Here is a 15,415-nt window from a genome sequence, read left to right as displayed (position 1 = left end):
ACGGCTGAAGGCTCTTCCCGCCCTGGGCTGCCTTCAGTTTCGGCTGTTCGAGGAACGAGTCGGGTACTTCGCGGATGGTCGCGGCAGCCATGCCTGCGGGTTACCTCGCAATGGCTGCAAAATGCCATCATTCGAGGCGTCGTCTCCGTTCGACTCTGAAATGTTCTCCCGGATCACCGCATCCGGGGCCTCGCCTCCCCGGCGGGGCACGGTCAGGGCGGTGTGCGACCTACGGCTCCGTGATGATCGCGCTGCCGCAGATCTCACTTTCGCCGGCTGTGGGAGCGCAGCTCGGGCATGCAGAGGACCGCTGTTGCGTTCCGCGTCGGCCTGCAGACGAGATGATCAAGTCGAACGGGCCCTTGATAGCGTGCTCCTGACATGCTGGAGCAGGGGCGTGCGGGGGAGCAGCGCGGTGAGCCAGATTGCCAAGGCCTTCGAGGAGGCCGCTGAAAAGTCCGGAAAGGGCTTGGCGGGGGACTTCGCGAATGCCTATCGCGACATCTTGAGTGAAACCAAGAGCAAGGCCACCCAGGTCGCCGAGCATGCGGCCGAGAACGAGGCCAACACCGCCAGTAGCCTTGCGAAGTCGGCGGAGAAGGACGCACATTCGCCTCATGTCGGGGACCCCGCTGGGCCGGGGGATGGGGGCGGCGGCCGGGCAGCTGACGGTGGGGGAGCAACGGGCCCTGGCGGAGAGCGGCCTGATCCCGGAGCGGGGGAACCGCGGCCGGGGCAGCCGTCCGAGGGGAACGGCGGGTGCACGACCGGTGGCGATCCGGTCGACGTGGTCACCGGCCAGATGATCACTTCTGCGTCCGATCTGGCCTTGCCCGGTTTGCTGCCGCTGGAGCTGCGGCGCGCCTATGCGTCGGGGTACATGGACGGACAATGGCTGGGCCCGGGCTGGTCGTCGACGCTCGACCAGCGTGTGCGGGTCGATGCGGACGGAATCAGCTTCGTGGGCGATGACGCGCAGATCCTCCACTACCCGCTTCCGACGGACTCCTCATCGCGCGTGCTGCCGGTGAGGGGCGCACGCTGGCCGCTCACCTGGGACGGTCCGGGCGGGACGATCCGCATCGAGGACCCGGAGACGGGGTGGGTCCGCCATTTCGATCCCCCGCCTGCCGGGGGTGAACAACAGACGCGTGCGCTGACGGCGATGTCCGACCGTAACGGCCACCGCATCGAGCACCTCTACGGGCCTGAGGGCTTGCCCGTCGAGGTGCGGCACTCGGGTGGTTACCGGGTCGCGATCGACACGGTCCACACCGTGGGAGGGCCGCGGCTCGCGGCGCTGCGGGTGCTCGACGGCAGTGACGAAGGGCGGGGCACGCGCGTCGTCGGCTACGAGTGGGATGACCGGGGACGCCTTGCCGCCGTGCTCAACTCCTCGGGTCTCCCGCTGGTGTACGGCTGGGACGAGCAGGACCGGATCACCTCCTGGACCGACCGCAACGGGCATTGGTATGCCTACGAGTACGGATCGGACGGGCGTGTCGCCCGAGGGGACGGGACCGGCGGGTTCCTCGCCGCCGCGTTCGCCTACGACGTGGTCCAGCGGACTACGACGGTCACCGACAGTCTCGGCCACGCAACTGTCTACGCCTACGACGCGCAGGGGCACGTCGCTTCCGTCACAGACGCTCTCGGCCATGTAGTCCGCACCGATTACGACCCGTACGGCCGTCTGCTCGGCCACGCCGATCCCCTCGGGCACGTCACCCGCTACACCCGCGACAGCCAAGGCCGCACCGTGCGGATCGACCACCCGGACGGGACCGTGACGGCCGCCGAGTACGACACGGCCGGCTTCCTGCGTGTGCTGGTAGAGCCTGGTGGCCCGACGTGGCACTACGAGTGCGACGCGCAGGGGAACCGGACTTCGGTGACTGACCCGTGTGGGGCGGTCACCCGCTACACCTACGACGGCCAGGGGCGGACCGTGGCGGAGACCGACGCCCACGGTCAGACAACGTACTACGGGGCGAACTCGGCGGGATTGCCCGTCTCGGTCACCGATCCCCTGGGACGTACCACTCGCTACGAGCGTGACCCGTTCGGACGGCTCATCGTGGAGACCGACCCGCTGGGGACGGTCACGAGTTACGGCTGGACTGTCGAGGGCAGGCCCGCCTGGCGGCAACTCCCCGACGGAACCCGGGAGGAACGCCGCCATGACCCTGAGGGCAACCTGCTGGAGCATGTTGACGCGGCGGGGCACCGTACTCGGTTTGAGTCGGGGCCGTTCGGTATGCCGACCGCTCGCATCGACGCTGAGGGGGCTCGCCTCGCATTCGCCTACGACAATGAACCGCGCCTGACGTCGGTCGTCGACGCTGCGGGGCGGGAGTGGAGGTACAAATACAGCGCGCTGGGTGATCTCGCTTCGGAGACCGACTTCAACGGGAGGACGCTCCGTTACGAGCACGACGCCGCCGGCCGGCTCGTACGACGCACCAACGGCGCGAACCAGAGCATCACCTACGCCTGGGACCCGGTTGGACGCGTCACCGGACACACCACCGATGCCGGCGCGCAAGCGGCGTTCGGGTACGACGCGGCTGGAAATCTCGTCAGCGCCCGGAACGACTGGGTCGATGTCGCCTTCCGCCACGACGCCTGCGGCCGTGTTCTGGCGGAGGTCGCCGACGGCCTGTCGTTCGCCCACGGCTACGACCTCTTGGGGCGGCGAACCGAGCGCAGGACCCCGGCGGGCGTCGTCACAGCGTGGCAATACGACGAGGCCCACCAGGCCACGAACATGATGTTTGCCGGAAACGTCGTCTCCGTTGACTACGACCGGGCTGGTCGCGAACAGCATCGGAGTGTGGGCGGGACGACGTCCGTCAGCAGCTCCTGGGACAACCGGGGACGCCTGACGAGTCAGAGCCTGACCGCCTCTCAGGCCTCCGTCGACGGCATGGCGCCGCGTCTGCTGCATCGCAGCGAGTGGACCTATCGGGCGGACGGGATTGCCATCGGACATCACGACAGCGGTGTGGGCCGTCGGAGCTTCGCACTCGACTCCGTTGGGAGGGTCACCGCCGTGGAGGCGGCGACCTGGACGGAGCGCTATCGCTACGACGAAGCCGGCGCCCTCACGGACTCGGCTGCAGGAAGCCAGGCCCTCGACGTCGCCGGCGGCCGCACCTACGCCGGAGCTCAGCTGCGTGCGGCAGGACGCACGTCCTACAGCTACGACGACCAGGGCAGAGTCATCAAGGTCCGACGGCGTACGCTTTCCGGCCGAGTGAGTGACTGGTCCTACCGCTACGACGCCTTCGACCGACTCACCGACGCGAAGAATGCGGAGGGCGAGCACTGGAACTACGTCTACGATGCGCTGGGACGCCGCACGGCCAAGCGACGGCTCGATGCCAACGGCACGGTCGTGTCAGAAAGCCGCTTCTGCTGGGACGACGAGGTCCTCGCGGAGGAAGGCCGCCGCTCAGCCACTGACTCGGCCGTCACGATGACGACGTGGGAGTACGAACCCGGCACGTGGATCCCCAGGGCACAGGTACGGCGCACCGCCGTAGCCGACGACACCGTCAGCGAGCGGTTCTGGGCCATCATCGGGGACCTCGTCGGCACCCCGACGCACCTGGTCACCGCCGATGGTCACATTGCCTGGGAGCGGAGTGGATCACTGTGGGGCACCGACCTGTCGTTGCGCCGCAGCGACCCCGAGGCCGACTGCCCGTTGCGTTTCCCGGGCCAGTACCACGACGAGGAAACCGGCCTCGACTACACGCTGCACCGCTACTACGACCCGCAGACCGGTCGCTTCACGGCCCCCGACCCCCTTGGCCTCGTCCCCGCCCCGGATCCGTACAGCTATGTAGCCAATCCATTGGACGAGATCGACCCGCTGGGACTGGCCAAGCGCAAGGGCTCAGGAGGCGGCGGGGGAAACGCCAACCCGGCCCCTACGCCCACTCCCGCGAAGCGGACCATCCCGACCCGGGTGCCGGCGCCGACCTCCCTGCCGGGCTTCCCGAACGCCAGGAAGGCGACAGCGAAGACGCCGGTCCAGGGTGGTGGTGGCAAGCGCGCTCGCTGGGAGGACGGGAAGAACATCTACGAGTGGGACTCGCAACACGGCGAGGTGGAGAAGTACGACAAGAACGGACGGCACCTCGGTGCGTACGATCCCAATACGGGGGCGCAACTCAAGGGCCCGGTGTCGGGAAGGAAATGCGTCAAGTGATCTGGATGATCGAGGCTGCCGAGAAGGGGCAGCCATGGATCACCGAGGAGTACCGACTCCCGGAAAGTTTCGACATCGACACGGCGGCTGCATGGGTGGGCGACCATCCTGACCTCGTTGGATCGGTCTTCGACGTCCCGCCGTCCCGCATCCCGGAGATGGAGCAACTGCTCGGTATCACTGCAGATGCGGACCGAGTGGAGTATTTCCTTGTGGCCCGAGCTGACTGAACCCGGGTGCCGTGCCCAAGGTGGTGAGAGCGTGGTGGGAGCGACGGGGCCGATCGCGATGGATGCCGGTTGGCGCCATCGGGACTGGCGCTCCTGTCAAAGACGGACAGATCAGCCTAGAACGGTGAATTTCGCCGTGTTTTAGTGCTACTGGGAAATGATCCAGCTCGGCTCTTGTCAGCGGGTCGGGGGTTCGAGTCCCTGGCGGCGCACCGGCTTCAAATGGCAAGGCGGATAAGGTGGTTCACCCTTCGCGGGTGGGCCGCCTTTCGCTTCGTCGGTTCGGTTCCGGCCGTTGCGGCTACTCGCGACGCCGTGGACGGTGGGTGCCCGGGACGACGCGCTCAGCGTCGCGGATGAGCGCAGCTGCATCCGTGACTGGCTCGCCGGGACGACGGAGGGTCGGCGCTGCCGGAATGACACTCCGGTACTGACCTGTTGGGCGGTCACCTTCATGATTCCCGTGCGCCCAACTGTTGTACGAATGGCCACTATCCTGGCAGGCACGGCAGCTGGGTGGGGTTCCTGCGATGCTGCCCGTCGTGGGCGCTTGTCACCAAACTTGGCAGGCGTACGTCTCTGCCGGAGGGGAGCACGTGGCGCGTCGTAGTTCCGGGCTCGCATCAGTCGTCGCTGAGATCCAGCGCCACCAACAGCGTCAGCGCCGGCAGCAGGCTGCTGCTCAGCGATCCGCCGCGGCAGCTCAGCGTCAGCAAGCCCAGGCGCGGGAGCAGGCGTATCGGGCGGCGCAGAGGGAGGCCGCACGTGGCCAGAAGGCCGCCCTGGTCGCCTATCAGCAGTCCCGTGAGGCCGAGGTCGCGACACGGAACAGCGGCATCGAAGCCCTCGTCCACGACCTTCGGTCCGTGCTGAAGACGGGCCTCACCGCCCCAGCCTTCTCGTGGCAACTGATGTGCCCTCCCATCCAGATCCCGCCGTTCGACCCAGGTCACCTGGGGCGTCCGATCGCCATGCCGGACGGTCGGTACTACCAGGTCCCCCCGCTGAGCGGACTCCAGGCGCTCAGCCCCGGCGCGAAACGTCAGCATGAAGCTCAGGTCGCCGAGGCCCGAGCTCGCTTCGAGTACGACTGGCAGCAGGCCCAGGCGGCCGAAGCCGACCGCTGGCGACGCCTTTCCGAGTACCACCAGCAGTTCACGACCTGGGCTGCCGAAGAACAGCGTCGAAGCGCCGCCAGGGACGCAGAGGTGCATGCGCTCTGGTGTCAGGTGGGTGCCGGCGACGGTGAGGCGGTACGCCAGTACTTCTCCGCGGCGCTCCTGCACACTGCGAGTACATGGCCCGTCGGCTTTCCTTGCCAGTTCGCCCTGGCTTACGACACAACAGCTCGACAGCTCGTGATCAACTGGGAACTGCCGAGCGTGGACATCGTGCCGGAGACCGCCCGGATCCGGTACTTCAAGACCGATGACCGCGAGAGCGAGATCTCCCGCCCGCCCACGGAGCGCCGGAACCTCCACCGGGAGGTCCTCGCCCAGAGTGGTCTGCGTGTGGTTGCCGACCTGTTCCGGGCGGACGACCAAGGAGTGCTCCAGTCCATTGCTCTCAACGGCTATGTGACGGCGTTGAGCCCCGCCACCGGCAACGAGTCGGAGACGTTCCTGCTGACGCTGACCTGCCGTCGGGACCAGTTCAACGCGCTGGCTCTGGACCGCGTTGAGGCAGTGAGTTGCCTGCACGGGCTCCACGGACAGCTCTCGGGCCGGCCGGACCGACTTGAAGCCGTTCGCCAAGGACGACAGCCCGACAGCGTTGGCGGGACCTTGGCCGAATCAGGGACCGACCACGAGGAGGACACCGACCTCTTCGACATGGACCCGATCGAATTCGAGGAACTGCTCGCGGAACTCTTCCGGCGCCGCGGTCTGCAGGTGACCACGACCAAGAGAAGCGGTGATCAAGGCGTGGACGTCCTCGCGATCGACCCGGACCCGGTCACCGGCGGTCAGATCGTGATCCAGGCCAAGCGGTATCGGAACACAGTGAGCCCGGATGCCGTGCGCGATCTGTGGGGAACCGTCGACCACCACGGAGCTGCGAAGGGCATCCTGGTCACCACCGCAGGCTTCGGACCCGGCTCCCACGAGTTCGCCCGCGACAAACGGCTCACCCTCATCGACGGCCCGCAGCTCGTCGAACTGCTCCAGGAAGTCGGCCTGTCCGGCCACCTCGGCCCGAGGTGACCCGATCGAAGGCCGGTCCTGATCAACCCCCATCAGCGCAAGCGCGGAAGAAGACCGGGAGTTTGTGGTGTACGACGAGGTTCTCCTGACCATCCAGGGCAGCTCCGCGGTGCCGGTCGACCGGACTTCGCTGCCGGAGCTGGCGTTGCAGGAGCGTGCGCACCTACAGGAGTGGATCCTGGCCAACCCCGGCATCCTGGGGCCAGGGGTAGAAATCATCACCTGTGAGTACGACGGGTGGCAGACAGCCGACGGCGAGCGCGTCCTGGATCGCCTGGACCTGCTGGCGATCGCCCCGGACGGGCACCTGATCGTGGCCGAGCTGAAACGCGAGGCGGCCCCGCACAGCATCCACATGCAGGCGATCAACTACGCCGCGATGGTGAGCAGACTGACCCCCCACGACGTCTCGGAGCTGTACGCGGCCCATCTCGGGAAGCGAGGACGTACCGTCGATGCGGACGCAGCCCTCGATCGCTTGACGACCGAGTTCCTGCTCACGTCCGAGACCATCCGCCACCCGCGGATCGTCCTCATCGCCTCCGACTTCCCGCCCTCGGTCACCGCCTCGGTCGTGTGGCTCAACGAACAGGGAGTGGACCTGTCGCTGATCAGGTTCCGCCCCTACCAGCTGGACGACAAGCGGGTCGTTGTGTCCTTCAGCCGCCTCTTCCCGGTACCCGACGTCGAAGAATTCACGATAGGCCGACGAAGTGAGACAGCCACGGTCGTCGACGACGAGCCAGGCGCTCCCTGGGACGCGAGCGGCCTGCGCCGACTCGCTGCCGCCAGTAATTCCGCGACACTCGCCCTCCTCGATCTCTGTGCCGCTGAGGAACCGGGGTATGTGGGGGTCGCGGACATCGCAGAGGAAGCGGGGATCACGAAGGGAGCCGTGCGCGGGCAACTCGCCGGGCTGACCATGCGGTTGAAGAACCCTGCCAACGGCTTCACGCAGAAGCGTTGGCCAGTCAGCATCGAATGGCTGCCGGGCGGTGTTGCGAGTTACCACATGGATCCTGAACTGGCATCGTTGTGGCGCGCTGTGCGACAGCAACCCGAGGCTGTGGTCGCGCCTCAAGTCCAATAGCGATCCGCGTCGGACCGCCGCCGAAATCCTGGCTGGTGGCGGGAGCGTGGTGGGAGTGACGGCGCCATTCGCGATGGACGTCCGATGGTGCCATCGGGACTCGCGGTCGTGTCAAAGATGGACAGATTGACCTAGATTGGCACACTTCGCAGTGTGTTGGTACTAGCGGGAAATGATCTAGCTCGGCTCTTAATCAGCGGGTCCGGGGTTCGAGTCCCTGGCGGCGCACCTACAGCCTGCGGCCCCATGAGTGATCATGGGGCCGCAGGTCTTTTTGTGCCTGCGGAGGGAGTGCGGGCACAGGATGGGGCGGATGAAACCAGATGTGCGGGTTCCTCCAGCAAAGACTGGCCTCGGCCATCACCCATCGGCAGATCCGAGGCGACCTTCGCACCTACCGCCTCCGGCCGACGCCGACGAAGCTGAGCTGTTGAGCCCTGGGCGGGCCGGACACACAACGCGCCTGGACCCGCCCAGGATGTGCGCCGCCACCGGTCACGTACGCGTCCCAGCGCGCCGCAACGGCCCGTCCAGGCCGGAAGGAACCGAGTACGCGAGAACGTCGGCGAGCACCTGCCGCAGAAGTACATTGGAAGGCCGCGGCGCACACCCACGGGACGCTGCTGGCCGCCCCGCGCGCGAAGACAGGGGATCACATGCTCCCCGGGTATTGAGTAGGGGCACCCAACGCTGTGCAAATCCACGCAATGACCTGCGTGCGCTTATGTACCTCCTGAGGGTATCCCGTCCGTGATTGGACAGGGCGGGGAGACCCATGGTGGACGGGGAGCTGGACTTTGCATTTTTGAGCTTGCGTCAGCGGAGTCCGCCCTGTGATCGGACGGCTGGGCGCATGGGCTCGTCTCGCCAGTGTGTTCGCTGAGGATGCGCTCCGCCCTCGCTGCCGAACGCTGTCGAACAGGCACCCGCGCCGACCGGCTCGCAGGCACATCTTGACACTGGTCTCCACGACTGTGGAGTTGCCGCGGCGCACAATCGGGTCGGCGACCTCGACGTCGCGACCTGCGCAGCTGACCGTGCGCCTGGTCGAGCGCAGGACCGGCTAACCCGGGGGCAGATTCAATGCGGCCGCCTGCGCGCGAGGGCATGTCGGCGGTCCAGGACTCCTTGACTCCGCGACAGTGATGCCGAGATGGCGAGCTGGGCGATCGTCCCACGCGCTTGGGCCGTTCGGTGTTCGCCTGTTCCTGTTTGCCCCCGAACCACTGGCCTAGATGCCACCGCTAGTACGACGGCGCAGCGCGAGGACGATACCGGTGATCACGGCGAGCAGTGCGACGCCCCCGAGCCCGGCGTACAGCAGTCCGTTCCCGCTGTCCTTCGCGTTCTGTGTCGCAGCCACTGGGGCCGGGCTTGCGGTGCTGTCGTGCGCGGACTGTGACGCCACCGGACTCGCCGAGCCGGACGCCGACGCGGCAAGGAGAGGGTTCACGTCCGCCGGCCCAGGGTCCCCCGCGTCCGTCAAGGCGATGCGGGGGCGAACGACGCCCCAGCCGAAGTGGGGGTCCCACTTTCCTTGACCGTCAGCGGTATTGATGAGGACCCGGATGACTTGGTCGGCGGTCCAGTCCCGGTGCAGGGACCAGACGAGCGCGGCGGACGCCGACACCAACGCCGTGGAGTCGCTGGTGCCATGGCTCGTGCAGTAACCGGTGGAACTTGGGCAGGCGTCGGCCATGTTGTCTCCGGGGGCTGCCAGCGCGACCTGCGATCCGTATTCGGACTCGGCAGTCGGCTTGATGCTCTCATTCACTGCCGCCACTCCGAGCACGCCAGGGTAGGCCGCCGGGTAGTTCACCGGGTTTCCCGTGTTCCCGCTGTTGCCGACTGCCGCCACGACGAGCTTTCCCTTGGATTCGGCGTAGGCGATCGCCTCGCGGACACTGGCGACATCCTCCTCCTGGCCCTGGGACAGGTTGATGATCTGTGCCTCGCTGTCGGCTGCATACCTGACCGCCGTCGCCAATTGCACCGAGTACATCGCACTGGCGTCGGCCTCGTTCGATCCGCTCTTCCAGATCCGTAGCGGCAGGATCTTCACCCCGGGCGCGAGACCGATGGCTCCCTGGCCGTTGTCGGAATTTCCGGTGCCACTTATCAGTGAGGCCATGCGGGTGCCGTGGCCATCGGTGTCGGTCTGTGCCCCGCCGGGCAGGTTCGAGAAGTTCTTGCCTGGGAGTACCTGGCCGATCAGGTCGGGGTGATCGGCCTGGACGCCGCTGTCGACCACGGCAACAGTGATGCCCACACCTCTGGTCTGCTGCCACATCTGCGTGGCGTGCATAGGTGCGAGCCACCACTCGCCGGCGCGGACCGAGTCCGCGGACGCGGGCTGGGCCGCGGTGCCCAGCCCGAGCGTCAGCGCACCGGCCGCTGCAAGAGCGACCACCCATCCCCGTGCCATGAAACTCCTGCTCTCTGCTTGGCGAACCGCTTACCGGGAGCGGGGCCTACTCAATCACGGCCGGATTGGTGGCTGGTCCTGACGTCCACGGGTCCTCGTCCACGGCGTAGTAGGAGCCTCGACGCCCACGGGGACGACTGCCGCTCACAGCGTGGCCGAGGCCACCCATGCTGCCGACCACGGGCCCACCGGCGGTAGCACCGACCGCGCCTTCTCCGGCAGCAGTGCGGACTTCGGAGCCGGCCTCGGTGGGCGCTTCCGGCCGCTCGGTGGAAGTTCCAGCCGCCTCTCCGCCGATCGCCTCGGCAGCGGCCCCGCTACGGCCCCCCGCATCCGTGCCAGCGGGCACTACGGGTGGATTGCTGGTTGAGTCCGTCGCCCAGGTCTTCGCGTCTTCGGTGTAGTAGGGGGCGCGGCGCGACCGGCCACGGCTGCGGCTACCGGCATGGCCGAGACCGCCCATGCCCCCGCCCATCATGGGGCCGCCGCTCCCACCGGCTGTCTCTGCCGTCCCGGAACGGACGCCTGCGCTTTCCTCACTGGGAAGCCCGGCGCGGGCCGTGGGCGACCCGGTGGCAGTCCCACTTGCGGCCTCACCAGGAGTACTGCTGCCGGCACGGACTGCGCCGCCTTCCCCGGAGGGGAGCGCGGAGCGCGTTGTGCCCGAGCCGCCCGCCGTGCCTTCCGCACCGGGAACGCCTGCCTTGCGGTCGACGGATTCGCCGCCGGGCCGGCCGGCCTTCGCTCCGCCGATTCCGCCACGGCTCGTGCCGCCACCGGTCCCTGGCTCGCCCGGGTGGTCGCTGGGCTGTGGTTCACCCTTCCCTATGCCGCCGCGTCGGGTGCTGCCACCTCGTGCAGGAGGAGTGAGCACTCCGGTTCCGGCACCGGGGGGCGGGGTTCCGCCACTCTTGCTGCTGGAGCTGTGGCCGGGGGAGGACTCACCCGACGGCCCCGGAGTCTTGACTGATCCTGGACTCGAGGTTGGCGTGTGTATGCCTTGGAGCGTGGCGGTTCCTCCTTCCGGCTGACTCGGAGTAGGAGTTTTCCGATGCACGCTCTGTCCCTGGGCCGGTTGGCGTCCAATGCTGCCGCCACCACCGCGACCGGACGGACCGGTGACGCCTGCACCGCCACTGCTGCTGCCAGTCGACCCCGAACGGGTGGTTGAGCCGTCGAGTCCCGATCCGGGCGGGGGCATCAGTCCCGTCGGTGGTGGGGGAAACTGCGGCTCGGTGTTCACGTCCATCGTCTGCGTTGCACCGTTGTACGCGCCGCCCAGCTTCTCCATCTGGGTGACGGCTTCCTGGTGCGCGGCGTCGACCCGGGCCTGCGCCGCGTAGGCGTCCGACTGCGAAATCTCCTCCGGCTTGGACGGCAGGCAGGACGAGGGCGACTGGACTCGTCCCTTGATCACGGTCGGCGGGCCGCTGGGAATCTTGCAGCTCTCCTGCTGCATGTAGTTCTGCACGAGGTTGATGTCCGCGGTCGGCACGGGCGGCATGCCGGCCTTGACGGAGGAGAGCGTGTCGCCCGCCGTCTGGACCGCGAGTCCGGCGTTGTTGTGGAAGATCGCGAGGTCGTCGACGGCCTGCACGACCTGGCGTCCCCAGGTGCGGAACGAGTCCGCGGCCGTTCCCTCCCACGGGAGCTGGTTGATGTGGGTGTTGAGGTCGTCTGCGATCGACTGGATTTGAGTGCTCGCCGAGTTCAACGTGTTCGCGATCGACGAGATGCTCGCGGGCGATGACTCGTTGACCATGTCGAACAGCTGGGCATGTGAGAACTGCTCGAAGTTGGTGGTCGGGCTCCAGCTGCCGCCACCGTCACTGGTCCTCATCCGCTACCCCCTCGTCCCTCGTGTTTCTCGCGTCGTCACAGCGCACCGGTCCGGGGATCCCCGGAGCCGGGGGACTCACCGCCGGGCTGGGAACTCACCTGGGTCGGGCCGGCGGCGGCCACCTCCTGGTCGTGGATGGCCCACAGCCGGGCGATCTCCTGCGCGTCCACGTTCTCGTAGCCGAGCCGCGCGACGTCGATGCTGATCGTCATGGCGTCAATGGCGCTGCTCAGCGCCTGGGACAGCTGGACCAGTTTCGTGTGGGTCTCCTGGTAGCGGGAGACCATCGCGTTGACCTCCGTGAAGCCGATGCCTGGATGGCCGGGAGTCATCACCTGGGCGCTGATGCTCAGCGTCGATCCCGCGCCCCCGTCCAGGTTCTCGAGAAGTCCGTTCACCCGGTCGCGGAAGGCCTTCAGCGCTGCGACCTCCACCGCGAACTGCGCAGCCGAAGGGCTGGCACCGCCCCCCGTTGCTTCTTGTGACACCTCGTACCCCGCTCCCCACTGCGGCTTGATTGTGCGTATGAAGGTCAATAGGGCGACCGACGGATCGTCATACGGGTCGCCAGGTTCACGTCACAAGCGAACCACTCGGTGACGACAGACGTCCGGGTGCTGCTTGTACATCCGAAGGTTCGTGGCATGGCAGGCATCCCGAGCGGGCGCTCAATCTCTGGAACCTGCGGCTTCTGGGCGAACACGCCCAGCAGCCGGGTGACCACCAGGCCGGCTCACGTCGACCGCCTCAGTGTGACCAGTACGGGTCGACGGACGGCGCTGGGCTGATCGGGGTGCCGTTCGACCCGGTGGGGTCGGGAATCGGCGATCCGTCGACGGAGTTGATGTCCTTCGGCCCTTTCACGGTGCCCACGTCCGCCGAGATCGTGATCCCCCAGGGGGCGTCGCTGTTCGCCACGAGGTGGACCTGATCCTTGGTGGCGTCGATGGCGAAGTTTCCATCGGTGGCATGGCCGATCTGAAGTTGGAATCCCTGCTGGCGCCAGTAGTCCGTGATGGCAGCTTCCAGGGTTGGCAGGCGGTCCTTCGCGAGCCGCACGTCAGCCTCTCTGGAAACGACGACTCGCATGGTGCCGTCATAGCGTCCGTCGACACCTGTGTAGTTGGGGTTGTGCCCCACGGTGCTTGCCTGCCAGCTGAGAGCAGGCTGGATGTGCGCCGCGGTGTCGTCCACGAGCACTTCAGCCTTCGAACGGGCCTGCTGTTCAGTCGCCGTCACGGTAGCCGGGAGTCCTGCAGTGTTGGCCAGGGCTGAACATCCGCCGACGCCGAGAACCGCAACAACGCAGGAAAGAACCGACAGCCTTGGGTTCATCGCGGGGGCTCCAGGTTGACCGGTCCCGTACCCGTGACGATATGTGCCATGTTGAGCATGGAGTTGCTCCTCTCGTTGAAGTACGCCGAGTGCGAATCGAAGCTGGCCGCCGGCCCGTTGGCAACGTCGAAGCGCTGCGCCCCGTACTGGGCGCTGGCGGGATCGGTGCCGAACCACAGCTGGTGCGGGTCCGACGACGCGACCGCGCCACCGATCTGCGCTCCTAGGAGGCCGACGGCGCCGACATCCAGTTTCGAGGGCATGTGCGTCACTGGGTCGTTCGCGGCTGCGCCGACCCAGACATGTCCGGGACCCACGCCGAGCTGGGCGGCGTTCGACGCACCGGTCCCTGGCGAACCGATGAGGATGATGTCGTTGGCGCCGGTGCCGCCTGGTTGCTGGGCCGCGAGGCCGACCAGGTATGAGCCGTAGCTGTGGCCGAGGGCGGTCAGGTGCACCGATCCGTTGTGGGTGGTGCGGATGCCGGTAAGGAACTGGTCGTAGGTCGGGGCGCCGCTGGCAGCGCGCTCGGAGCTCATGACCTCGGTCGTGGCCGGGTCCACGCCACCGAGGCCGGGGGGCGGGTCGTAGCCGAGCCAGACCACGGAGGCCGTGGTTCCCGCGCCGCGGACACCATGTGCGGCCTCCCACAGTTGCAAGGCACGGTCACCGTCCCCACCAGCGACGTCAGCGAGCGTGGTTCCCAGGCCTGGCACGTAGACGCTCACGTTCTGCGCCGTGTCGGGGTTGCCGTAGGACAGGATCCCGTGTCCTTGCCCCTGGTCGTTGACACCGAGGAGCAGCAGAGGCGGATTCATCCCCTGGTAATGATCGAGCCGGGACTGGATCGCGAGAAAGCCCTGCAGTTTCCGGTTGTCGATGTCCGAGAGCGGCTGGCTGCCACCCTCGTACTGATCGATCAGCTGTCCGAGGTAGATCCGGTTGGCCTGATCGCGGGCGACGGCCGGGATGCCGTCAAGGTTGCCGTACACGCCCGGCTGGTCGTGGATGAAAGTCTGCTGCTCTGCGGCGGAGAGCCCCTTCCACCAGGCGTTGACAGCCTTCGGCCCGGACTTGGTCGCGGCCGTCTGCGCGCCCAGGTCGGCGTTCGCGGTGCTGATGCTCAGCCCGCTGCCGTCGCGCCCGTGCGCGGCCAAAGCGTTCAGGCGGCCAGCGAACTGGGCGTCGGCCTTGTCCGCGGCCTGCACCGCCTTGCCGATGCGCATCGCGATTTGCTCGACGAGGACGCCCTGCTGCTCCTGGGCGTCGCGGTCGTGGTGCTCTGCCTCGCTCATGGTCGGTCCGGTGACCGTGCCGTCCGGGGCGACGGTGCAGTTGGCCGCGCGTGCAGCCTCCAGGGCAGCTGTCAGCTCGGACTGGGCCGCGGCGAAGGACGCCACCGCTTCGTGAAGGATGACGCCGACGCCGAGCATCTCCTCGTGCGCGGCGGTCAGGTCGTTGTTCTGCGTGGTCAGGGCAGTGGCGGCTTCGAAGGCGGCCAGGCCGGTCCAGTTCTGCTGTCGCCCGGTACTCACCGCGGTGACTTCATCGATGTGCGCGCCGAACGCCTTCGACAGGGCGTCGTAGGCGTCGCCAGCGTGGGTCAGGGCGTCGAAGCGGGCGTCCAACAGTTCGGCGTAGGTGACCATCACGCCCCAGCCCGGTAGCCGAAGCCGGGACCGCCGAGCAGGTTCTGGAAGCTCTGGGCTGCGGATGAGTTGGTGGTGCTGTAGTTCGTCGCGCTGGCCACGAGCTTGGCACCGTTTTGGTCCAAGCCGACGCCGAACTTCTTCAGCCGATCGACCCAGGCCTGCGTGCACGTTTCCAGTGCGGCGGCGACACGCCACCCGTGCAACTGGGTGACCGCGTTGTCCGACGGACCGTACAGCCGCAGAGCCTCTCCAGGGATAGCCGATCCGACCTCCTGAAGAACCTTGCCCTCCGCCTCCAGTACGGCCGGGTCGACAACAAGTGGCCCACCCCCTGCGGCCGGCGGAGGTGCGGGTGGAGCCAACGGCCCTAACGGACCCGTGCCCGTGGGTGTGCTCACGATGTCCCCCTCATCTCGCCTACGA

11 protein-coding genes are annotated in these 15,415 nt (G+C 67.6%); 4 read left to right on the top strand and 7 right to left on the bottom strand.

Annotated features, from left to right (window positions below):
- Positions 1-415: 415 nt before the first annotated feature.
- Both BMY61_RS20285 and BMY61_RS20280 read left to right on the top strand, forming a co-directional pair.
- A complete protein-coding gene (locus tag BMY61_RS20285) occupies positions 416-4,216 on the top strand; it encodes a colicin E3/pyocin S6 family cytotoxin (protein ID WP_174514510.1) in 3,801 nt (1,266 codons plus the stop codon).
- Positions 4,213-4,446: a hypothetical protein gene (locus BMY61_RS20280; protein ID WP_042450257.1), complete on the top strand. Its 234-nt coding sequence runs from the start codon at positions 4,213-4,215 to the stop codon at positions 4,444-4,446. Before BMY61_RS20285 ends, BMY61_RS20280 begins: the two co-directional genes overlap by 4 nt.
- A gap of 623 nt (positions 4,447-5,069) precedes the next feature.
- Here BMY61_RS20280 and BMY61_RS45090 read toward each other — a convergent pair.
- A complete protein-coding gene (locus BMY61_RS45090) occupies positions 5,070-5,300 on the bottom strand; it encodes a hypothetical protein (RefSeq protein WP_052438861.1) in 231 nt (76 codons plus the stop codon).
- 12 nt (positions 5,301-5,312) lie between these two features.
- Here BMY61_RS45090 and BMY61_RS20270 point away from each other — a divergent pair, with 12 nt between their 5' ends.
- Together BMY61_RS20270 and BMY61_RS20265 are read left to right on the top strand one after the other, a co-directional pair.
- Positions 5,313-6,650: a restriction endonuclease gene (locus tag BMY61_RS20270; RefSeq protein WP_052438860.1), complete on the top strand. Its 1,338-nt coding sequence runs from the start codon at positions 5,313-5,315 to the stop codon at positions 6,648-6,650.
- A gap of 67 nt (positions 6,651-6,717) precedes the next feature.
- Positions 6,718-7,740 (top strand): PDDEXK family nuclease, encoded by a 1,023-nt coding sequence (locus BMY61_RS20265; RefSeq protein ID WP_075003992.1) that lies wholly within the window; start codon positions 6,718-6,720, stop codon positions 7,738-7,740.
- A gap of 1,231 nt (positions 7,741-8,971) precedes the next feature.
- On the opposite strand, the gene mycP is transcribed toward BMY61_RS20265, so the two are convergent.
- The 6 genes from mycP to BMY61_RS45080 all read right to left on the bottom strand — a co-directional run bounded on the left by mycP (position 8,972) and on the right by BMY61_RS45080 (position 15,390).
- Positions 8,972-10,045 carry a type VII secretion-associated serine protease mycosin gene (gene mycP, locus BMY61_RS20260; RefSeq protein WP_244904216.1) on the bottom strand — a complete coding sequence of 358 codons (1,074 nt, stop codon included), beginning with the start codon at positions 10,043-10,045 and terminating at the stop codon, positions 8,972-8,974.
- A gap of 166 nt (positions 10,046-10,211) precedes the next feature.
- The gene (locus tag BMY61_RS45085) at positions 10,212-12,005 is read right to left on the bottom strand and encodes a WXG100 family type VII secretion target (protein WP_143094448.1); all 1,794 of its coding nucleotides are present in this window, start codon (positions 12,003-12,005) and stop codon (positions 10,212-10,214) included.
- 35 nt (positions 12,006-12,040) lie between these two features.
- Positions 12,041-12,439, bottom strand: a complete 399-nt coding sequence (locus BMY61_RS20250) for a hypothetical protein (protein ID WP_042450250.1) — start codon at positions 12,437-12,439, stop codon at positions 12,041-12,043.
- A 313-nt stretch (positions 12,440-12,752) separates the two neighbouring features.
- Entirely contained in the window at positions 12,753-13,340 is a 588-nt protein-coding gene (locus tag BMY61_RS20245) for a hypothetical protein (protein WP_143094447.1), read from the bottom strand.
- Entirely contained in the window at positions 13,337-14,989 is a 1,653-nt protein-coding gene (locus BMY61_RS20240) for an alpha/beta hydrolase (protein WP_052438858.1), read from the bottom strand. The genes BMY61_RS20245 and BMY61_RS20240 overlap by 4 nt, the downstream gene beginning before the upstream one ends.
- Positions 14,989-15,390, bottom strand: a complete 402-nt coding sequence (locus tag BMY61_RS45080) for a hypothetical protein (protein WP_143094445.1) — start codon at positions 15,388-15,390, stop codon at positions 14,989-14,991. Before BMY61_RS45080 ends, BMY61_RS20240 begins: the two co-directional genes overlap by 1 nt.
- Positions 15,391-15,415: the final 25 nt, after the last annotated feature.

The organism is Streptacidiphilus jiangxiensis, assembly GCF_900109465.1.
In the GTDB taxonomy this organism is placed as follows: Bacteria; Actinomycetota; Actinomycetes; order Streptomycetales; family Streptomycetaceae; genus Streptacidiphilus; species Streptacidiphilus jiangxiensis.
The sequence above is the reverse complement of the archived record's forward strand: the minus strand, read 5'-3'. Positions and strand labels throughout refer to the sequence as shown.

Coding starts and splice junctions, on each gene's coding strand:
- BMY61_RS45085 (WP_143094448.1), bottom strand. CDS start 12,005: ATGAGGACCAGTGACGGTGGCGGCAGCTGGAGCCCGACCACCAACTTC.
- mycP (WP_244904216.1), bottom strand. CDS start 10,045: ATGCACGCCACGCAGATGTGGCAGCAGACCAGAGGTGTGGGCATCACT.
- BMY61_RS20240 (WP_052438858.1), bottom strand. CDS start 14,989: ATGGTCACCTACGCCGAACTGTTGGACGCCCGCTTCGACGCCCTGACC.
- BMY61_RS20245 (WP_143094447.1), bottom strand. CDS start 13,340: ATGAACCCAAGGCTGTCGGTTCTTTCCTGCGTTGTTGCGGTTCTCGGC.